The sequence below is a fragment of the Pseudoflavonifractor sp. 524-17 genome, from assembly GCF_009935845.1.
Taxonomy (GTDB): Bacteria; Bacillota; Clostridia; order Oscillospirales; family Oscillospiraceae; genus Pseudoflavonifractor_A.
Genome location: NZ_QWEK01000037.1, coordinates 21,123 through 35,333, shown reverse-complemented (window position 1 = coordinate 35,333; position 14,211 = coordinate 21,123). Strand labels below are relative to the sequence as shown.

The 14,211-nt window shown below is 57.3% G+C and carries 17 protein-coding genes; 15 read left to right on the top strand and 2 right to left on the bottom strand.

Annotation, left to right across the window (positions count from 1 at the left end):
- The 15 genes from fliN to D1159_RS13275 form a co-directional block, all read left to right on the top strand.
- Positions 1–626: flagellar motor switch protein FliN (gene fliN / locus D1159_RS13345; protein ID WP_161846157.1), on the top strand; the 626-nt coding region annotated here is incomplete at its 5' end.
- A 117-nt stretch (positions 627–743) separates the two neighbouring features.
- Positions 744–1,112, top strand: a complete 369-nt coding sequence (locus tag D1159_RS13340) for a response regulator (RefSeq protein WP_161846156.1) — start codon at positions 744–746, stop codon at positions 1,110–1,112.
- 6 nt (positions 1,113–1,118) lie between these two features.
- Positions 1,119–1,487 carry a flagellar biosynthetic protein FliO gene (fliO, locus tag D1159_RS13335; protein WP_161846155.1) on the top strand — a complete coding sequence of 123 codons (369 nt, stop codon included), beginning with the start codon at positions 1,119–1,121 and terminating at the stop codon, positions 1,485–1,487.
- Positions 1,488–1,494: 7 nt separating this feature from the next.
- Complete coding sequence (fliP, locus tag D1159_RS13330; RefSeq protein ID WP_161846154.1) at positions 1,495–2,163, top strand: flagellar type III secretion system pore protein FliP; 669 nt, start codon at positions 1,495–1,497, stop codon at positions 2,161–2,163.
- 16 nt (positions 2,164–2,179) lie between these two features.
- The gene (gene fliQ, locus D1159_RS13325; protein WP_161846153.1) at positions 2,180–2,440 is read left to right on the top strand and encodes a flagellar biosynthesis protein FliQ; all 261 of its coding nucleotides are present in this window, start codon (positions 2,180–2,182) and stop codon (positions 2,438–2,440) included.
- Between the two features lie 13 nt (positions 2,441–2,453).
- Positions 2,454–3,221, top strand: a complete 768-nt coding sequence (locus D1159_RS13320; RefSeq protein WP_161846152.1) for a flagellar biosynthetic protein FliR — start codon at positions 2,454–2,456, stop codon at positions 3,219–3,221.
- Between the two features lie 39 nt (positions 3,222–3,260).
- Positions 3,261–4,334, top strand: a complete 1,074-nt coding sequence (gene flhB / locus D1159_RS13315; protein WP_161846151.1) for a flagellar biosynthesis protein FlhB — start codon at positions 3,261–3,263, stop codon at positions 4,332–4,334.
- A 30-nt stretch (positions 4,335–4,364) separates the two neighbouring features.
- Complete coding sequence (flhA, locus tag D1159_RS13310; protein WP_279280087.1) at positions 4,365–6,470, top strand: flagellar biosynthesis protein FlhA; 2,106 nt, start codon at positions 4,365–4,367, stop codon at positions 6,468–6,470.
- Positions 6,467–7,339 (top strand): FliA/WhiG family RNA polymerase sigma factor, encoded by an 873-nt coding sequence (locus D1159_RS13305; RefSeq protein WP_161846150.1) that lies wholly within the window; start codon positions 6,467–6,469, stop codon positions 7,337–7,339. Before flhA ends, D1159_RS13305 begins: the two co-directional genes overlap by 4 nt.
- Positions 7,340–7,342: 3 nt before the next feature.
- A complete protein-coding gene (locus D1159_RS13300; RefSeq protein WP_161846149.1) occupies positions 7,343–8,092 on the top strand; it encodes a flagellar hook-basal body protein in 750 nt (249 codons plus the stop codon).
- Between the two features lie 18 nt (positions 8,093–8,110).
- Complete coding sequence (locus tag D1159_RS13295) at positions 8,111–8,854, top strand: flagellar hook-basal body protein (RefSeq protein ID WP_161846148.1); 744 nt, start codon at positions 8,111–8,113, stop codon at positions 8,852–8,854.
- A gap of 14 nt (positions 8,855–8,868) precedes the next feature.
- The gene (locus D1159_RS13290; RefSeq protein ID WP_161846147.1) at positions 8,869–9,486 is read left to right on the top strand and encodes a chemotaxis protein CheC; all 618 of its coding nucleotides are present in this window, start codon (positions 8,869–8,871) and stop codon (positions 9,484–9,486) included.
- Between the two features lie 2 nt (positions 9,487–9,488).
- The gene (locus D1159_RS13285; RefSeq protein ID WP_161846146.1) at positions 9,489–9,968 is read left to right on the top strand and encodes a chemotaxis protein CheD; all 480 of its coding nucleotides are present in this window, start codon (positions 9,489–9,491) and stop codon (positions 9,966–9,968) included.
- A 31-nt stretch (positions 9,969–9,999) separates the two neighbouring features.
- Positions 10,000–10,935, top strand: a complete 936-nt coding sequence (locus D1159_RS13280) for a chemotaxis protein (protein WP_161846145.1) — start codon at positions 10,000–10,002, stop codon at positions 10,933–10,935.
- A gap of 19 nt (positions 10,936–10,954) precedes the next feature.
- Complete coding sequence (locus D1159_RS13275) at positions 10,955–12,247, top strand: HDOD domain-containing protein (RefSeq protein WP_161846144.1); 1,293 nt, start codon at positions 10,955–10,957, stop codon at positions 12,245–12,247.
- 223 nt (positions 12,248–12,470) lie between these two features.
- Here D1159_RS13275 and D1159_RS13270 read toward each other — a convergent pair whose 3' ends face one another.
- On the bottom strand, positions 12,471–13,163 hold the full coding sequence (locus D1159_RS13270) for a late competence development ComFB family protein (RefSeq protein ID WP_161846143.1): 693 nt from the start codon (positions 13,161–13,163) through the stop codon (positions 12,471–12,473).
- A 212-nt stretch (positions 13,164–13,375) separates the two neighbouring features.
- On the bottom strand, positions 13,376–14,155 hold the full coding sequence (locus tag D1159_RS13265; protein ID WP_161846142.1) for an AAA family ATPase: 780 nt from the start codon (positions 14,153–14,155) through the stop codon (positions 13,376–13,378).
- Positions 14,156–14,211 lie beyond the last annotated feature (56 nt).

Below are 14,211 nucleotides of genomic sequence, written 5' to 3'. Positions count from 1 at the left end.
CCCCGGAACCGGCCCCCTCCGGCGGCAAGCTCAGCCAGGAGGAGATCGAGAAGATGATGGCAGGGATGGGCAGCGCCCCTGCCCCCGCGCCTCAACCTGCGCCAAATCCACCGGCAGCAGGGACCGCTCCGGTCGCCGGTGCACCCGGCACGCCGCCCCAGATGCCGCCCTATCCCATGTCTGGCATGGAGGGCGCGCCCTTTGCCAACGGCTATATGGGCTATCCGCCTATGTACTATCCCTACCCCCCCTATCCGCCTCAGCCACAGGAGGCGCCCCAGCCGCCGGAGCCCAAGGTAATCAATACCAAGCCTATGCCGATGCAGGAGATGGATGTCGCCGAAAAGCTGGGGAAGGAACAGGCCCAAAACCTGGACCTGATTATGGAAGTTCCCTTGCAGGTGACGGTGGAGATTGGCCGCACCCGGAGAAAGGTGCAGGATATCCTTGGCTTTTCCACCGGCTCCCTTGTGGTGCTGGATAAGTTGGCCGGCGACCAGGTGGACCTGTTTGTCAACGGAAAGTGTATCGCCCGGGGAGATGTAGTGGTTATCGACGACAACTTCGGTGTTCGGATTACGGAGATCGTGCAGAAGCCCGGTGTGGAGACTTTGGTGAAAAAATAAGCGGACAGGGCGGTTTTCACCTGCTTCTAAGGAGTACAGCGGGGAAAACCAGCGCTTGCTCTGAGACAGTGAGATACAAGACGCGACTAGACTAAATTTAGAAAAGGATGGTTTAGCATGGCTAAGAAAATTTTGCTGGTGGACGACGCGGCTTTTATGCGCAAGATGATAAAGGATACCCTGAGCAAGAACGGGTACACCGAGCTCTTTGAGGCGGTGGACGGCGCTGACGCTGTGGAGAAGTTTGGCGAGATCGGCCCCGATCTGGTCATCATGGATATCACGATGCCCAACATGGACGGCCTGGAGGCGCTGAAGGCAATCCGCGCCAAGGACGGAAACGCCAACGTGGTCATGTGCTCCGCCATGGGCCAGGAGAGCATGGTTATGGACGCGGTGCGCTCCGGCGCGAAGGACTTCATCGTCAAGCCCTTTAAGGCCGACCGCGTGCTGAAGACCGTAAACTCAATTCTGGGAGCGCCTTAACCGCTCATGCCAGAGCTTAGTCTATGGCTGTCCCTGCTGTGGATGGTAATCTGCGTTGTCCTGATCGCAGGATTGGCCTACTGCTTTACCAAGTATGTGGCCTCCCGAAAGGGACTGGGGGTCTTCGGATTCCCCCAGGATACCGGGATGATGAAGGTACTGGCGCGGATGACTCTGGGGAAGGAACAGCTGTTGATGCTGGTCCAGGTGGGGGAGCGGTATTTCCTTCTGGGAGTTACCCCGGCGGAGATATCCACTCTGGCAGAATTTACGCAGGAAGAGGCTGCGGCTTGGCCGCAGCCGCCGCAGCCGGCGGCCCTGCCCAGTTTTCGTGAGTCGCTGAACAAGGTGCTTCAGCAAAAGAGGCAGAGGTGAACAGAAGATGCCGGAAGGCCTAATCAATATTAACGGCGACAGTGTCCAGGCGCTGGAGATTATCTTCCTGACCACGCTCATCGCCCTGGTGCCCTCGCTGCTGGTGATGATGACCTCCTTTACCCGGTATATCATCTCGTTCTCCTTCCTGCGCACGGCAATGGGCACCCAGCAGACGCCGCCCAATACGGTGCTGGTAGGGTTGGCCCTTATCCTCACCATGCTCACCATGGGCCCGGTATTCAGCCAGATCCAGACCCAGGCCTGGGACCCCTATGTGGAAGAGGAGATCGGCGCGTCGGAGTTTGTAGAGCGGGCCTCCGTTCCGCTGAAGGATTTTATGCTGAACAATACCGAGTGGAGCACGTTGGAGATGTACTGCGGCCTGGCCCATATCGATGTGCCGGCGGACGGGAACGCCGCCCGGGCGGAGCTGCCTATGCGGATTATCATCGCGGCGTTTACCACCTGTGAGCTGAAGCGGGCGTTTGTCATCGGCTTTTTGCTCTACATTCCCTTTATGCTCATCGACGTGGTGGTCTCTTCCACGCTGATGTCCATGGGCATGATTATGCTGCCGCCCTCCATGATCTCCACTCCCTTCAAGCTGTTGCTCTTTATCTCTATCAACGGCTGGGAGCTGCTGTTTTCAACTCTGGTGCGAGGCGTACAATAGACGGAAGGAGCGGCGGATGGATACCTCAAAGGTAATGGATATCCTGCGGGACGCAGTGCTGGTGGCCATCAAGCTGGCCGGCCCTATGCTGATTCTCAGTATGCTGGTGGGCGTGGTGGTGGCGGTGTTTCAGGCCGTGACCCAGATCCATGAACAGACCATCTCCTTCATGCTGAAGCTGGTGGTGGTGGTGACTGTGCTGCTGGTCGGGGGCGGCTGGATGCTGGAGACGCTTCAGGATTACACCAGGGCGCTCTTTGAGCTGATGGCCGGCTGAAGAGGGAGAGAACATGATTGACTGGTCCGGTTTAACCCTGTTCCTCTATATCTTGGCCCGAATGAGTGGGTTCATCGCGTTCAACCCCATCTTGGGCCGCCGGAATGTACCAGGTATTTTCCGCAGCGGCCTGATTCTAATCCTGGCTTTCTTTGTCAGCGGGATTACGACCCAGACGGTGCAGGCCCCATCGGGGCTGATGGAGCTTGCCGGGCGGCTGCTTTTGGAGCTGGCGGTGGGCTTTGTGCTGGGACTGGTGGTAAACTTCTTTTTCTATATTCCCCAGCTGGCGGGGAGCATGATTGACACCCAGATGGGTATGACTATGAACCAGATCTACGACGCAGGGGCCCAGGCGAACCTGTCTGTAACCGGCGTGCTGCTGAACATTCTGATGACCCTGCTGTTCTTCGCGGCCAACGGACACCATACCCTGCTGCGCATCCTGCTTACCTCCGGCGATGTTGTGCCCTTTGGGAGAATCGTCCTGGGGGACCAGGTCTACAATGCCATGCTGGCGCTCTTTGTGGAGTGTACTCTGCTGGGCGTGAAGCTGTGTATGCCCATTCTGGCGGCCGAGCTGATTGCCCAGGTGGGGATGGGCATTTTGATGAAGGTAATCCCCCAGATCAATGTGTTTGCGATTAACATTGAGCTGAAGGTGATTATTGGTCTGGGACTGCTTTTTATACTGCTTGTCCCCTTTAGTGAGTTTTTGCTCCATGTGGAGGCGCGGATGCTGGACAGCCTGCGGGAGATTCTGGCGCTGACCAGCCCGTAGCGCACCTGAAACACGGCCGGCCCAAGGGGGGACAGACCATTGGCGGAAGGTTCCAAAACTGAAAAAGCAACACCAAAAAAACGACGGGACGAACGAAAGAAAGGTAACGTCTTTCTCAGCCGGGACGCGGTGGCGGTGGCCACTCTGCTGGGAGCTTACGCCATGATGTGGGCCCTGGGCGGCAGCTTTGTGGAGCAGCTGACCCGGTTTCTGAGCTACTGCTTCGAGACCGCCACCCAGCCGGCAGGCCAGTTCCAGACCTTGCTGGGCAAGCTGTCCGTGGAGGCGCTGGTGGTGGTGCTGCGGACAGTGGCTCCCCTGATTCTTGTCACGGTGCTGTGCGCTGCGGCGGCTACCTTTCTCCAGACCCGCTTTCTGGTCAGCGGAGAGTCCATCAAGCCCAAATTCAACCGCATCAGCCCCCTGCAGGGGTTCAAGCGGCTGTTTTCTCTGAAAAGCGTGGTAGAGGCCCTGAAGGGTATTTTGAAGATTACCCTTTTGATGGTGATTATTTTCCTCAACCTGAAGGGCATGTTTCAGGAGAGCGCGAAGTACCTCTATACCGAGCTGCCCAGCGCCTGCTTGCATCTGGTGGACAACATCCTGGCCATGGTGATGCAGATTGCCATCGCCTTTGTGGCCCTAGCCGCGCTGGACTTCCTCTACCAGTGGTGGGACTATGAGCGGCAGCTGCGCATGAGCAAGCAGGAGATCAAGGAAGAGTACAAACAGATGGAAGGCGACCCCCAGGTCAAGGGGAAGATCAAGGAGATCCAGCGCCGCCGGGCCCAGAGCCGCATGATGCAGCAGGTGCCGGGGGCGGACGTGGTTATCCGAAATCCGACCCACTTTGCTGTGGCCCTGCGCTATAAGCCGGACCGGGACAGCGCCCCCATTGTTCTGGCCAAGGGACAGGATTCCCTGGCCCTGCGCATCGTCCAAATCGCGCAGGAGCACCAGATCGCGGTGCTGGAGAATGTCCCCCTGGCCCGGGCCCTTTACGCCCAGGCTGAGCTGAACCGGGAGATCCCGCCGGAGCTGTACGCCGCTGTGGCCGAGGTGCTGGTGTATATCTTCCAGCTGAACGAGAAAAAACAGATTGTTACGAAGTAATGGCGTATGTCCGCCAGGAGGTGACCACCCTTGCTCAGACGTATTTTAGATAACGCGATCGCGTTGTTTGTTGTGATCGTGGTCATGTTCCTGTTTATCCCCCTGCCGCCGCAGATTCTGGACATTCTGCTGGTGATCAACATCGGGTTGTCCATCATGATCCTGATGATTACCATGAATATCTCAGACGCGCTGGAGTTTTCCATCTTCCCCTCGCTGCTGCTGATCACAACCCTGTTCCGGCTGGGCCTGAACGTGTCCAGTACCCGGATGATTCTCACCACCGGCGATCCCGGCGTTGTGATCCGCAACTTTGGACAGCTCATTACCCAAGGTAATATTGTAGTGGGCTTCGTCATCTTCTTTATCATTGTACTGGTTCAGCTCATCGTCATCACCAAAGGCGCCGAGCGCGTGTCCGAGGTGGCCGCCCGCTTCACCCTGGACGCCATGCCTGGCAAGCAGATGGCCATTGACGCGGATTTGTCCTCCGGCCTGATCGATGAGCAGCAGGCCCGCACCCGGCGGGAGAAAATCCAGAAAGAGGCGGATTTTTACGGCGCCATGGACGGCGCCACAAAGATTGTCAAGGGCGACTCCACCATGTCCATCGTCATCACCATCATCAACCTGGTGGGCGGTATTATCATCGGCATGGTGGTCAACGGCGGCAGTATCGGCGATGTAATGAGCCGCTACTGTATCCTTACCATTGGCGACGGCCTGGTGTCCCAGATTCCCTCTCTGATGATTTCTACGGCCACCGGCATGATCGTTACCCGGTCCGTGTCTGATGGCAGCCTGAACATTGATGTGCTGTCTCAGTTTAAGGCCCAGCCGAGGGCGATTATGGCTACCGGCATTATCCTGCTTTTTCTGTCCGTCATTCCCGGTACGCCGACCATCCCCCTGGGCCTTGGCGGCATTGTCCTTCTGGCCGGCGGGCTGTTCACTGACCGGCAGATGGAGCGGCAGAAGGCTGTGGAGGCCGCGGCGGCGGAGCGGGCCGCCGAAGTGCCGCCAGAGGCGGCGCCCAGCGAGAGCGACTACTACAAGGACATCAACAACGTCTACTCTCTGCTGGCGGTGGAGCCCATTGAGATGGAGTTTGGCTATAGTCTGATTCCCATGGTGGATGAGACCCACGGGGGTAAGCTGATCAGCCGGATTGTCATCTTCCGCCGGCAGTACGCCCAGGATATGGGCTTCGTCTTCCCCTCCATCCGCCTGCACGACTCCTCCTCTTTGGGCACCAACCAGTATGTGATCCGCATCAAGGGAGAAGAGGTGGCCCGGGGTGAGATTCTGGTGGACTACTACCTGGCTTTGGAGCCGGCGGCGCCTCTGGGAGAGATTGACGGTATCGAGACCATTGAGCCGGCCTACGGCATTCCCTCCCGGTGGATTCTGCCGGAGAACAAGGAGATGGCGGAGATTTACGGCTACACCGTCATCGACCCCCTGTCGGTGATGCTGACCCACCTGGGCGAGACGGTAAAAAAACACGCCTATGAACTGCTCAACCGGGCGGAGACCATTCAGCTGGTGGAAAACCTGAAGCGCACCTCACCCGAGCTGGTGGCGGAGGCAGTGCCCAATATCGTCTCCTACGCCACGCTGGAGAAGATTCTGCGCAATCTCCTCCAGGAAGGAGTGCCCATCAAGGACCTGGGCACCATTCTGGAGACAGCGGTGGACGCCCTGAGTCAGGGCCGGGATATCACCATGGTTACCGAGCAGGTCCGCGGCGCGCTGAGCCGCACCATCACCCGCCGCTTCTGCGAGGACGGACAGCTGCGGGTCATTACCCTGGACGCCGAGGTGGAGAAGAAGATCATCGCCTCCCTGACCCGGAACGACCAAGGCATCTACCTGGCCATGGGCCCCGACCTGATGCAGCAGATTATCTCTCAGCTGTCGGAGCATATGAAGAAATTCGGCGAGCTGTCCCAGACCCCGGTGATTCTGGTCAGCCAGGTCATCCGCGGCTATTTCAGCAAGATGATTACCCAGTTCTACCCCAATCTCTATGTCCTGTCCTTCAATGAGATCACCAGCAGCGTCCAGATCCAGGCCCTGGGGAATATTACCCTGGATGCCCCGGCCCGGGCGGAACGGAGGGCGGTGGGCACATGAGCGAGGAATCCTTGCACACCGGACAGGAGGGCCAGAATGCCCCGGCACAGCACTATACCCCGGAGGAAATCGAGGCCATGAGTACCCCAGAGCTCCTCAATGCCTACAAGCAGACAGGGGATATGGAGCTGAAATGGCCCCTGGTGCTGCGGTATGAGGGGCTGATTAAGAGCGCGGCCCTGCAAATTCGCGGGGTGTACAGCGGCTTTGCCCAGGTGGATGACATTGTCAACGAGGGGATTCTTACCCTTCTGGGCGCCATCGATAAATTTGACCCGGAGAAGGGAATCAAGTTCGAGACCTATGTGTCAAAGCGGATCCGGGGCATGGTGATTGACTTGGCCCGCAAGCAGGATTGGCTGCCCCGGAACATCCGGCGCAGGGCAAAGGAGATTGATGCGGTCATTTCCGTCCTCTCCGCTGAGTTGGGGCATTTTCCCACTGACAGTGAAGTGGCGGAACGGCTGGGCGTCCCTATTGAGAAATATCAAAAGGATACGGCCAGCGCGGCCCTGAGCAACATTCTCTCCTTGGACGCGCTGATGGATTCCCGGGATACGGACGGCTACCGCTTTGAGGTCTTGGCCGAGGACAGCTACGGCCAGCCGGAAACCATGCTCCAGGAGCGGGAGCTGCAGCAGGTGCTGGCCGAGGGAATCCAGACTCTGCGGGAGAACGAACAGATCGTACTCTCCCTGTACTATGAAAAAAACCTGCACATGAAGGAAATTGCCCAGGTAATGGATGTAAGCAAGCCCCGGATTTCCCAAATCCATGCCAGAGCCATTCAAAAGCTGCGCGACTATATGACGGTGTATCTCAACGGCGCCCCAGCGCAAAAAGACCTGAGAGAGCGGAAGAAGGGATAGAACATGTATAAAGGGTTTTATAATTTGACCTCTGGAATGCTGACCCAGCAGCGGAACCTGAACGTGGTGTCCAATAACTTGGTTAACATCTCCACCGCCGGCTTCAAGGAAGAGCGGTATACGGCCAGCACATTTGACGAAGTACTGTTCAACCGGGTGGGCAACAAGCGCAAGGACTACACCGGAATCGGCAATATCAGCTATATCCGGGCCACCAGCGAAATTTACACCAACTATGATCAGGGCATCCCGGAACCCACCGGCATCCCGCTGGACTTCGCCATTGAGGGAGACGGCTTCTTTGCCGTCCAGACCGAGAACAACGGCACCATTTACACCCGGGCGGGCAGCTTCTCTCTGGATGACGACGGATACCTCTGCTTCCCGGGCCATGGCCGGGTGCTGGGCCGGGACAGCCAGCCCATCCGCCTGTCCACCGACAAGATCGAGGCCGATAACTGGGGACAGATTTACACCGAGACCGGTGTCCTGGTGGGCCAGCTGGGTGTGTTTACCTTTGAGGACAACGGCGCCCTGGAGCACGAGGACGAGGGTATTTTCACTGGTGAGAACGCCACACTGGTGGAGCGGCCCACGATTCATTGGAAATACCTGGAGCGATCCAATGTGGACATGGTGCGGCAGATGACAGAGATGCTGACCTGCCAGCGGGCCCTGCAAAGCGCGGCCCAGGCGGCGAAGATCTACGACCAGCTGATGACAAAGGCCACCACCGATGTGGGACGGCTGTAAGAGAGTGGTGAAAGGGACATGAATCAATCCTTCTATATCGGCGCGGTGGGCGCCCATCAGCAGCTGCGGCGGCTGAACATCCAGGGAGACAACATCGCCAATGTGAACACCTTTGGATTTAAGGCAGACAAGGCCAGGTTTACCGCCCTGATGTACCAGAACATGCAGGGAATTGAGAGGGAGGTCAGCGCTGGCGTGGGCACCCGCCTGCTGATGACCTCCACAGATTTCCGGCAGGGCCCCTCGGAGAATACCGGACGCAAGCAGGACTATATGATCGACGGCGACGGCTTTTTCGCCCTGGTGGACCTGTCCACAGGGGACGTCACATTCACCCGCAACGGCGCCTTCACCATGGCGGAGCTTCTGGAGCCGGGACAGGATCTGGATGAGAACGGCGAGCCGATCATAGAGAGCGTATTCTACCTGTCCGACGGGGAGGGGCGGTTTGTCCTGAGCCGGGAGGGCGGCCTTATCCGGGTGACTGACCCGGAGGCGGAGTATCCGGTGGGTATCTTTGACTACAGCAATTACGACGGCATGGGGCAGCTGACAAACAGCCGCTACCTGCCTGTGGATAAAAACGGAAATCTCTGGATTGGCTCCGGCAAGCTCCGTCAGGGCCTGCTGGAGGGCTCCAATACAGACCTTGCGGAGGAGCTGACCAAGGTCATCGAGTCCCAGCGGGCTTATGGTCTGGCGCTCAAAATCGTGCAGACGTCAGATGAAATTGAGACTACCATCAACGGTCTGCGCAGCTGAGGAGAGGTAGCCCTATGGAACTTAAAAATTATGATGAGCTCAACTCGCTGGAACTGGATACTCTGCGCGAGGTGGGCAGCATCGGCACGGGGAACGCCGCCACGGCCCTGTCCCAGATGCTGGGCTGTGAGGTGCGCATTATGCTGCCTGAGGTGCGCATTATGGAGTATAACGAGGCACTGGATTGGATCGGCGGCCCGGAGGAGATCACAGCCGGCGTGCTGGTGAAGCTGAGCGGACAGATTAACGGAATTATGCTGTCAGTCCAGCAGCTGGACTTTATCAATCTGGTGCTGAGCAGCATGTTGCAGCAGACCATTAAGGACTACAGCCAGCTTCAGGAGATGGAGAGCTCCGTGCTGGTAGAGGTGGGCAATATTATGATTTCCACCTTTATCAACGCGCTGAGCGGCCTGGCGGGGATCGATGTGAAGCTGACCGTGCCTGCCTTTACGGTGGATATGCAGGGCGCCATTCTGGCGGTGCCCATGGCGGAGTACGGCGGACAGTCGGACTATATCATGACAATCGGGGGAGATTTTGTCTATCGTAACAAGAAGGTGCCCTGCCGGCTCCTGCTCTCCCCGGATATCCGGTCGCTAAATTCTTTATTGAGGAAGCTGGGCGTCTAACTATGGAGAATAAGCTGGTAATCGGTATTGCGGACATGAAAATGGCAAAGGGTGCTGGTATGTTGGTTACTTATGCGCTGGGTTCCTGTATTGGCATCTGTCTGTATGACCCGGTGATTAAGCTGGGCGCTTTGATCCATATCATGCTGCCGTTGAACATGGAGACGGGGCGGAAGAACACCATGAAATACGCCGACACAGGCATTCGGGAGACCCTGCGGCAGATGGAGGCCAAGGGGGCCAGCCGTTCCCGCATTACTGCGAAAATCGCGGGCGGGGCCAAAATGTTTGAGGTCAGCGGCGGTTCGCTGGGGAATATTGGGCAGCGCAACATTGAGAGCGTGCGGCTGAATCTGAAAAAAGAGGGGATCCGGCTGCTGAAAGAGGATACAGGGGGCTGTGTGGCCCGCACCCTGCTCTTTGACGTATCCACTGGGCTGGGCTGTGTGCGAAGCTACGGGAAACCAGAGCTGATTATTTAAGACAGTCAACTTGTGAAGGGAGTGTTTCGCAATGCTGGAAGAGGATAAACGGGGTATTTTGCTGGAATCAGGCACCAATGAGATCGAAGTGATGGAGTTTACCATCAACGACAACCTGTACGGCATCAATGTGGCGAAAGTAAAGGAAATCCTGATGCCCGCACCGGTGAAGCTCATGCCTCACGCCCACCCTGCGGTGGAAGGGATATTCAGGCCCCGGGATATCGTTCTGACGGTGGTGGATCTCCCGCGATATCTGCTGGGTGCCCCCTGCGAGAAGGGGGCAAAGGATCTGTTTATTGTCACGAACTTCAATAAGATGAATATCGCGTTCCGGGTCCATACGGTCGTGGGCATCAGCCGGATCTCGTGGCAGGATATTCAAAAGCCGGATAAGACCATGTCCCGGGGGGAAGAGGGCGTGGCCACCGGCATTGCCCAGTGCAATGGCGAGTTGGTGACGATTCTGGACTTTGAGAAGATCGTGGCCGAGATTGCCCCTGAAACCACGATCCAGATGTCGGAGATTGACCAGCTGGGCCCGAGACAGCGGCAGGAGGCCCCCATTCTGGTGGCGGAAGACTCCCTGCTGCTGAGCAAGATGATCGAAGAGGCGCTGCATAAGTCCGGCTATGCCAATGTCACCATGTTCTCCAACGGCCAGGAGCTGTGGAATTACCTCCAGAGAATGCAGGGAAAGAGCATAGAGGAGGTACGGGAAAAGGCAGCGCTGATTATTACCGATATCGAGATGCCCCAGATGGATGGACACCGCCTGACCAAGCTGGTGAAAGAGGACAAGCTGTTCAGCAAAATTCCTGTTATTATTTTCTCGTCTCTGATTACGGAAGAAATGCGCCGTAAGGGCAGAGAACTGGGCGCGGACGAACAGATGAGCAAGCCGGAAATCGGACATCTGGTCAGGGTGATGGACCATCTGATCGCGCGCGAAAAGGGCCAAGACTGAGGAGGCAGGAGAGACAGCTATGAGCAGCAAATACATTGTGCGGCAGCCCATTAAAGATGTGACAGGGCATATTATCGGGCATGAAATATTGTACCATGGTGAAAACCAGGCGTTCAGCGGGGAAAAGGGAACTTCCAGCACGGAATTTGCCGCCGCTGACACGATCTACAATTTTCTGACCCAAAATTCTACGAAGGTGTTGAGGGGCTCCCTCAGTTTTATGACCTTTACCACCATGCTGCTGATGAAAAAGACCCCTAAGCTGTTCGACAAGAACGAGTTGGTAATCCAGATTGACGACAGCGTGATTATCCACCCGCTGTCCATGCGGTTTGTACAGCAGTTTGCTCAGGAGGGATATAAGGTCGCGGTCAATGAGTTCCAATTCGCCCCACGGTACCTGGCACTGATGGACAGCATCGACTATATCAAAATCAATATTCAGACATGCACCGATGTAAACATGCGCAATATCATTGAAATTGCTCATAGCATGAACAAAAAGTGTATTGTGACCAACATCGACAGTGCGGAGCTGCACCAGAAGGCGATTGCCATGAAGGCGGACGCGGTGGAGGGGCCCTATGTGGCGGAGAAGCTGACAACCAAGGCCCACAGCGGTTCCTACCTCCAGAGCAACTTCTTCCGGCTGATGGTGGCGGTAACCCGGGATGAGCCAAATGTGGATGAGATCGAGCAGCTGATTGCCGCGGACGCCAGCTTGACTTATGGCCTGCTGAAGATGGCGAACTCTGTCTATTTTGCGCTGCGCCACCGGGCGAGTACAATTCATCAGGCGGTTATGACGTTGGGTCTGGGACAGCTGAAGCAGTGGGTCTACCTGCTCAGCGCCAGTAATGCGGAAAACCAGACTGACACGGAATCGGAGGAGTTCCTCAAGCTGTCCTTTATGCGGGCCAATTTCTGCAGCGAACTGATGAACTACGCCAAGGATATGCCCATTTCCAAGGCGGAGGCGTACCTGATGGGTATGTTCTCCACGCTGAACTACTTGATCGACGCCTCAATGGAGGAAATTGTGGCGGAGGTACCGGTGGTGGATGAGATCAAAAACGCTCTGCTCCGCCGGGAGGGCCGGTGCGGCAAGCTGTACGAGCTGGTGCTGTGCTATGAGGCGGCGGACTGGGAGCGGATTACCACCCTAGCCGACGAGCTGGGCATTCCCAGCAACCTGATCACCAGCGTCTATTTCATCTGCATGGAGAATGTGAATATGCTGTGGGAGCAGCTGACCAATCCGTATCCGAATCAGCTGAAGGAGGCGGAGGAGGACGCACAGCCGGTTTCCTGACAGAATACACTGAAAAAATGGTTCGGCACCGCGGTGCCGAACCATTTTTAGAACCTGTATTCATAACCGGGGGATGCTGGATTGCCAAGGGATTTTGTTGTCCTGCAAGGCAAACAAGCGCAGGAATCCTTTGTGGATTTCAAGCTTGTTTGCCGCGGCAGGCCGGCAGAAGACCTGGTCAGCCGGCGTTCCGCGGTTGTGAATACAGGTTCTTATATTGGGACTACCGGTCGTGGTGTGGCTTCTCCATAACAGCCATGCAGGCGTGCAGGAGCTGGGCGGTGACTGCCGCGCTGTAGCGTCCCTCGTAGACGGTGATGCGGGGTACCATCTCGCCGGGGCGGATAACCACATATTTTGGGGGAAGATTGTTCAAAGTAAGGGCTTTTACGTCGGAGATGCACCTGGGGCACTGACACAGACCAAAGGTTTTCATATACTTCTCTACATTTTCTTCCACCAGAGTCTGCATCACATTGACATAGGTAAAGTCAAGATCGCCCTCCTCCGGTTCGGGCTCCAAATCAGATTCAGCCTGGGGCGCGGGGGCAGCCTCCTCCGGCTGAAGCGGGGCGGTTTCCTCGGCCTGGGGCGCGGGGGCAGCCTCTTCCGGCTGAGGCGGGGCGGTCTCCTCAGCTTGAAGGACAGGAGCGGCCTCCTCCGGGGCGGTCTCGATGAGTTCGTCTTCCAGCGCCTCCTCCAGCGCACCTTTAATCTGCACGGAGACCTCGGCGTCCGGAGCCAGAGAGGAGAGAATGGGGGGCACAGGGGCGGCAGGGGCCGGCGCGGCGGAGGCAGTCCCCTCCTTTTCTTCCGCAGCCGGGGTGTCCTGGGGCGGGGTTTCACGATTCTTGCTCAACAGATTGAGCACATGGGCCGTTTTGCTGGTGTTGGATTTACTGTCTTTCGTCGCCATAAATCATTCTCCTTTATAACGATAAACGATAAAAGCGGTCTGTTAGAGCCTGTTTCCAGATCTCAACGTGCAGGATTGGCGAGTGGATTTCTTTGCCCTGCAAGACAAAAGCCGCAGCAATCCCGCCGGTTGCAAGGATTTTCAACACGGTCAAAACAACAAATCCGCCGTCAAGACGTGCGCGGGGAGATGCGGAACAGGCCTCTAAACGCTCAGGGCTCTTTGGGCGCGGGGAAGTCTGGACCAGCCACCACATCCACCACCGCCATAAGATCCTGGGCGGGCTTGGACTTGGGCTGGAAGGTGAGGACGCTCTGTCCATGGGCGGGGGCCATGGCCACGCCCACCCCCCGGCGGATTTTGGACTCAAACACCTGGCCGTCCAGCTGCTGGGCCACCTGCTCCGCCAGATCCAGGATCTCCCGGGACAGGGTGAGCCGGGGGTTGAACTTGTTGAGCAGAATGCCCAGTACCTTCAGATTCGGGTTGAAGGAGTTGCGCACTGTCTCAATGGTCTCCTGCAGCTGGGTGATGCCCACCAGGCTGAGCACCTCCGCCTCCATGGGGACAATCAGCCCGTCAGAGGCCACGTAGGCGTTAACAGTAAGCACATTGAGGGCGGGGGGCGTGTCGATGATGACAAAATCGTAGCGGGAGCGGACCATGGACAGATGGTGGTCCAGAATAAACTCCCGGCGGGGGGCGGTAAATTCCACCTCGGCGGCGGAGAGCATAATATCCGACGGGAGCACGTCGCCGTACTTGGTGGGGACGATGGCGTCCTCAATTGGACAGGTGCCCTTGAAGACGTCGTAGACTGTGCTGGCGGAGCCAATGTCCAGTCCCAGAGTGAAGCCCAGGTTGCCTTGGGGGTCCAGGTCAATGCCCAAAACCCGGGCGCCCCGCTGGTGCAGCCCGCACACAAGGGCAGAGGCGGTGGTGGTCTTTCCCACCCCGCCTTTTTGGTTTGTAACAGTGATGATCCGTGTCAAGGACGATTCCCTCCTCACAACAAAAACTCGGAGAAAACTCTTAACTTTAATATACT

Coding starts and splice junctions, on each gene's coding strand:
- fliQ (WP_161846153.1), top strand. CDS start 2,180: ATGGATACCTCAAAGGTAATGGATATCCTGCGGGACGCAGTGCTGGTG.
- D1159_RS13300 (WP_161846149.1), top strand. CDS start 7,343: ATGTATAAAGGGTTTTATAATTTGACCTCTGGAATGCTGACCCAGCAG.
- fliO (WP_161846155.1), top strand. CDS start 1,119: ATGCCAGAGCTTAGTCTATGGCTGTCCCTGCTGTGGATGGTAATCTGC.
- D1159_RS13270 (WP_161846143.1), bottom strand. CDS start 13,163: ATGGCGACGAAAGACAGTAAATCCAACACCAGCAAAACGGCCCATGTG.
- D1159_RS13280 (WP_161846145.1), top strand. CDS start 10,000: ATGCTGGAAGAGGATAAACGGGGTATTTTGCTGGAATCAGGCACCAAT.
- D1159_RS13320 (WP_161846152.1), top strand. CDS start 2,454: ATGATTGACTGGTCCGGTTTAACCCTGTTCCTCTATATCTTGGCCCGA.
- D1159_RS13275 (WP_161846144.1), top strand. CDS start 10,955: ATGAGCAGCAAATACATTGTGCGGCAGCCCATTAAAGATGTGACAGGG.
- D1159_RS13340 (WP_161846156.1), top strand. CDS start 744: ATGGCTAAGAAAATTTTGCTGGTGGACGACGCGGCTTTTATGCGCAAG.
- D1159_RS13290 (WP_161846147.1), top strand. CDS start 8,869: ATGGAACTTAAAAATTATGATGAGCTCAACTCGCTGGAACTGGATACT.
- D1159_RS13305 (WP_161846150.1), top strand. CDS start 6,467: ATGAGCGAGGAATCCTTGCACACCGGACAGGAGGGCCAGAATGCCCCG.
- D1159_RS13285 (WP_161846146.1), top strand. CDS start 9,489: ATGGAGAATAAGCTGGTAATCGGTATTGCGGACATGAAAATGGCAAAG.
- D1159_RS13295 (WP_161846148.1), top strand. CDS start 8,111: ATGAATCAATCCTTCTATATCGGCGCGGTGGGCGCCCATCAGCAGCTG.
- fliP (WP_161846154.1), top strand. CDS start 1,495: ATGCCGGAAGGCCTAATCAATATTAACGGCGACAGTGTCCAGGCGCTG.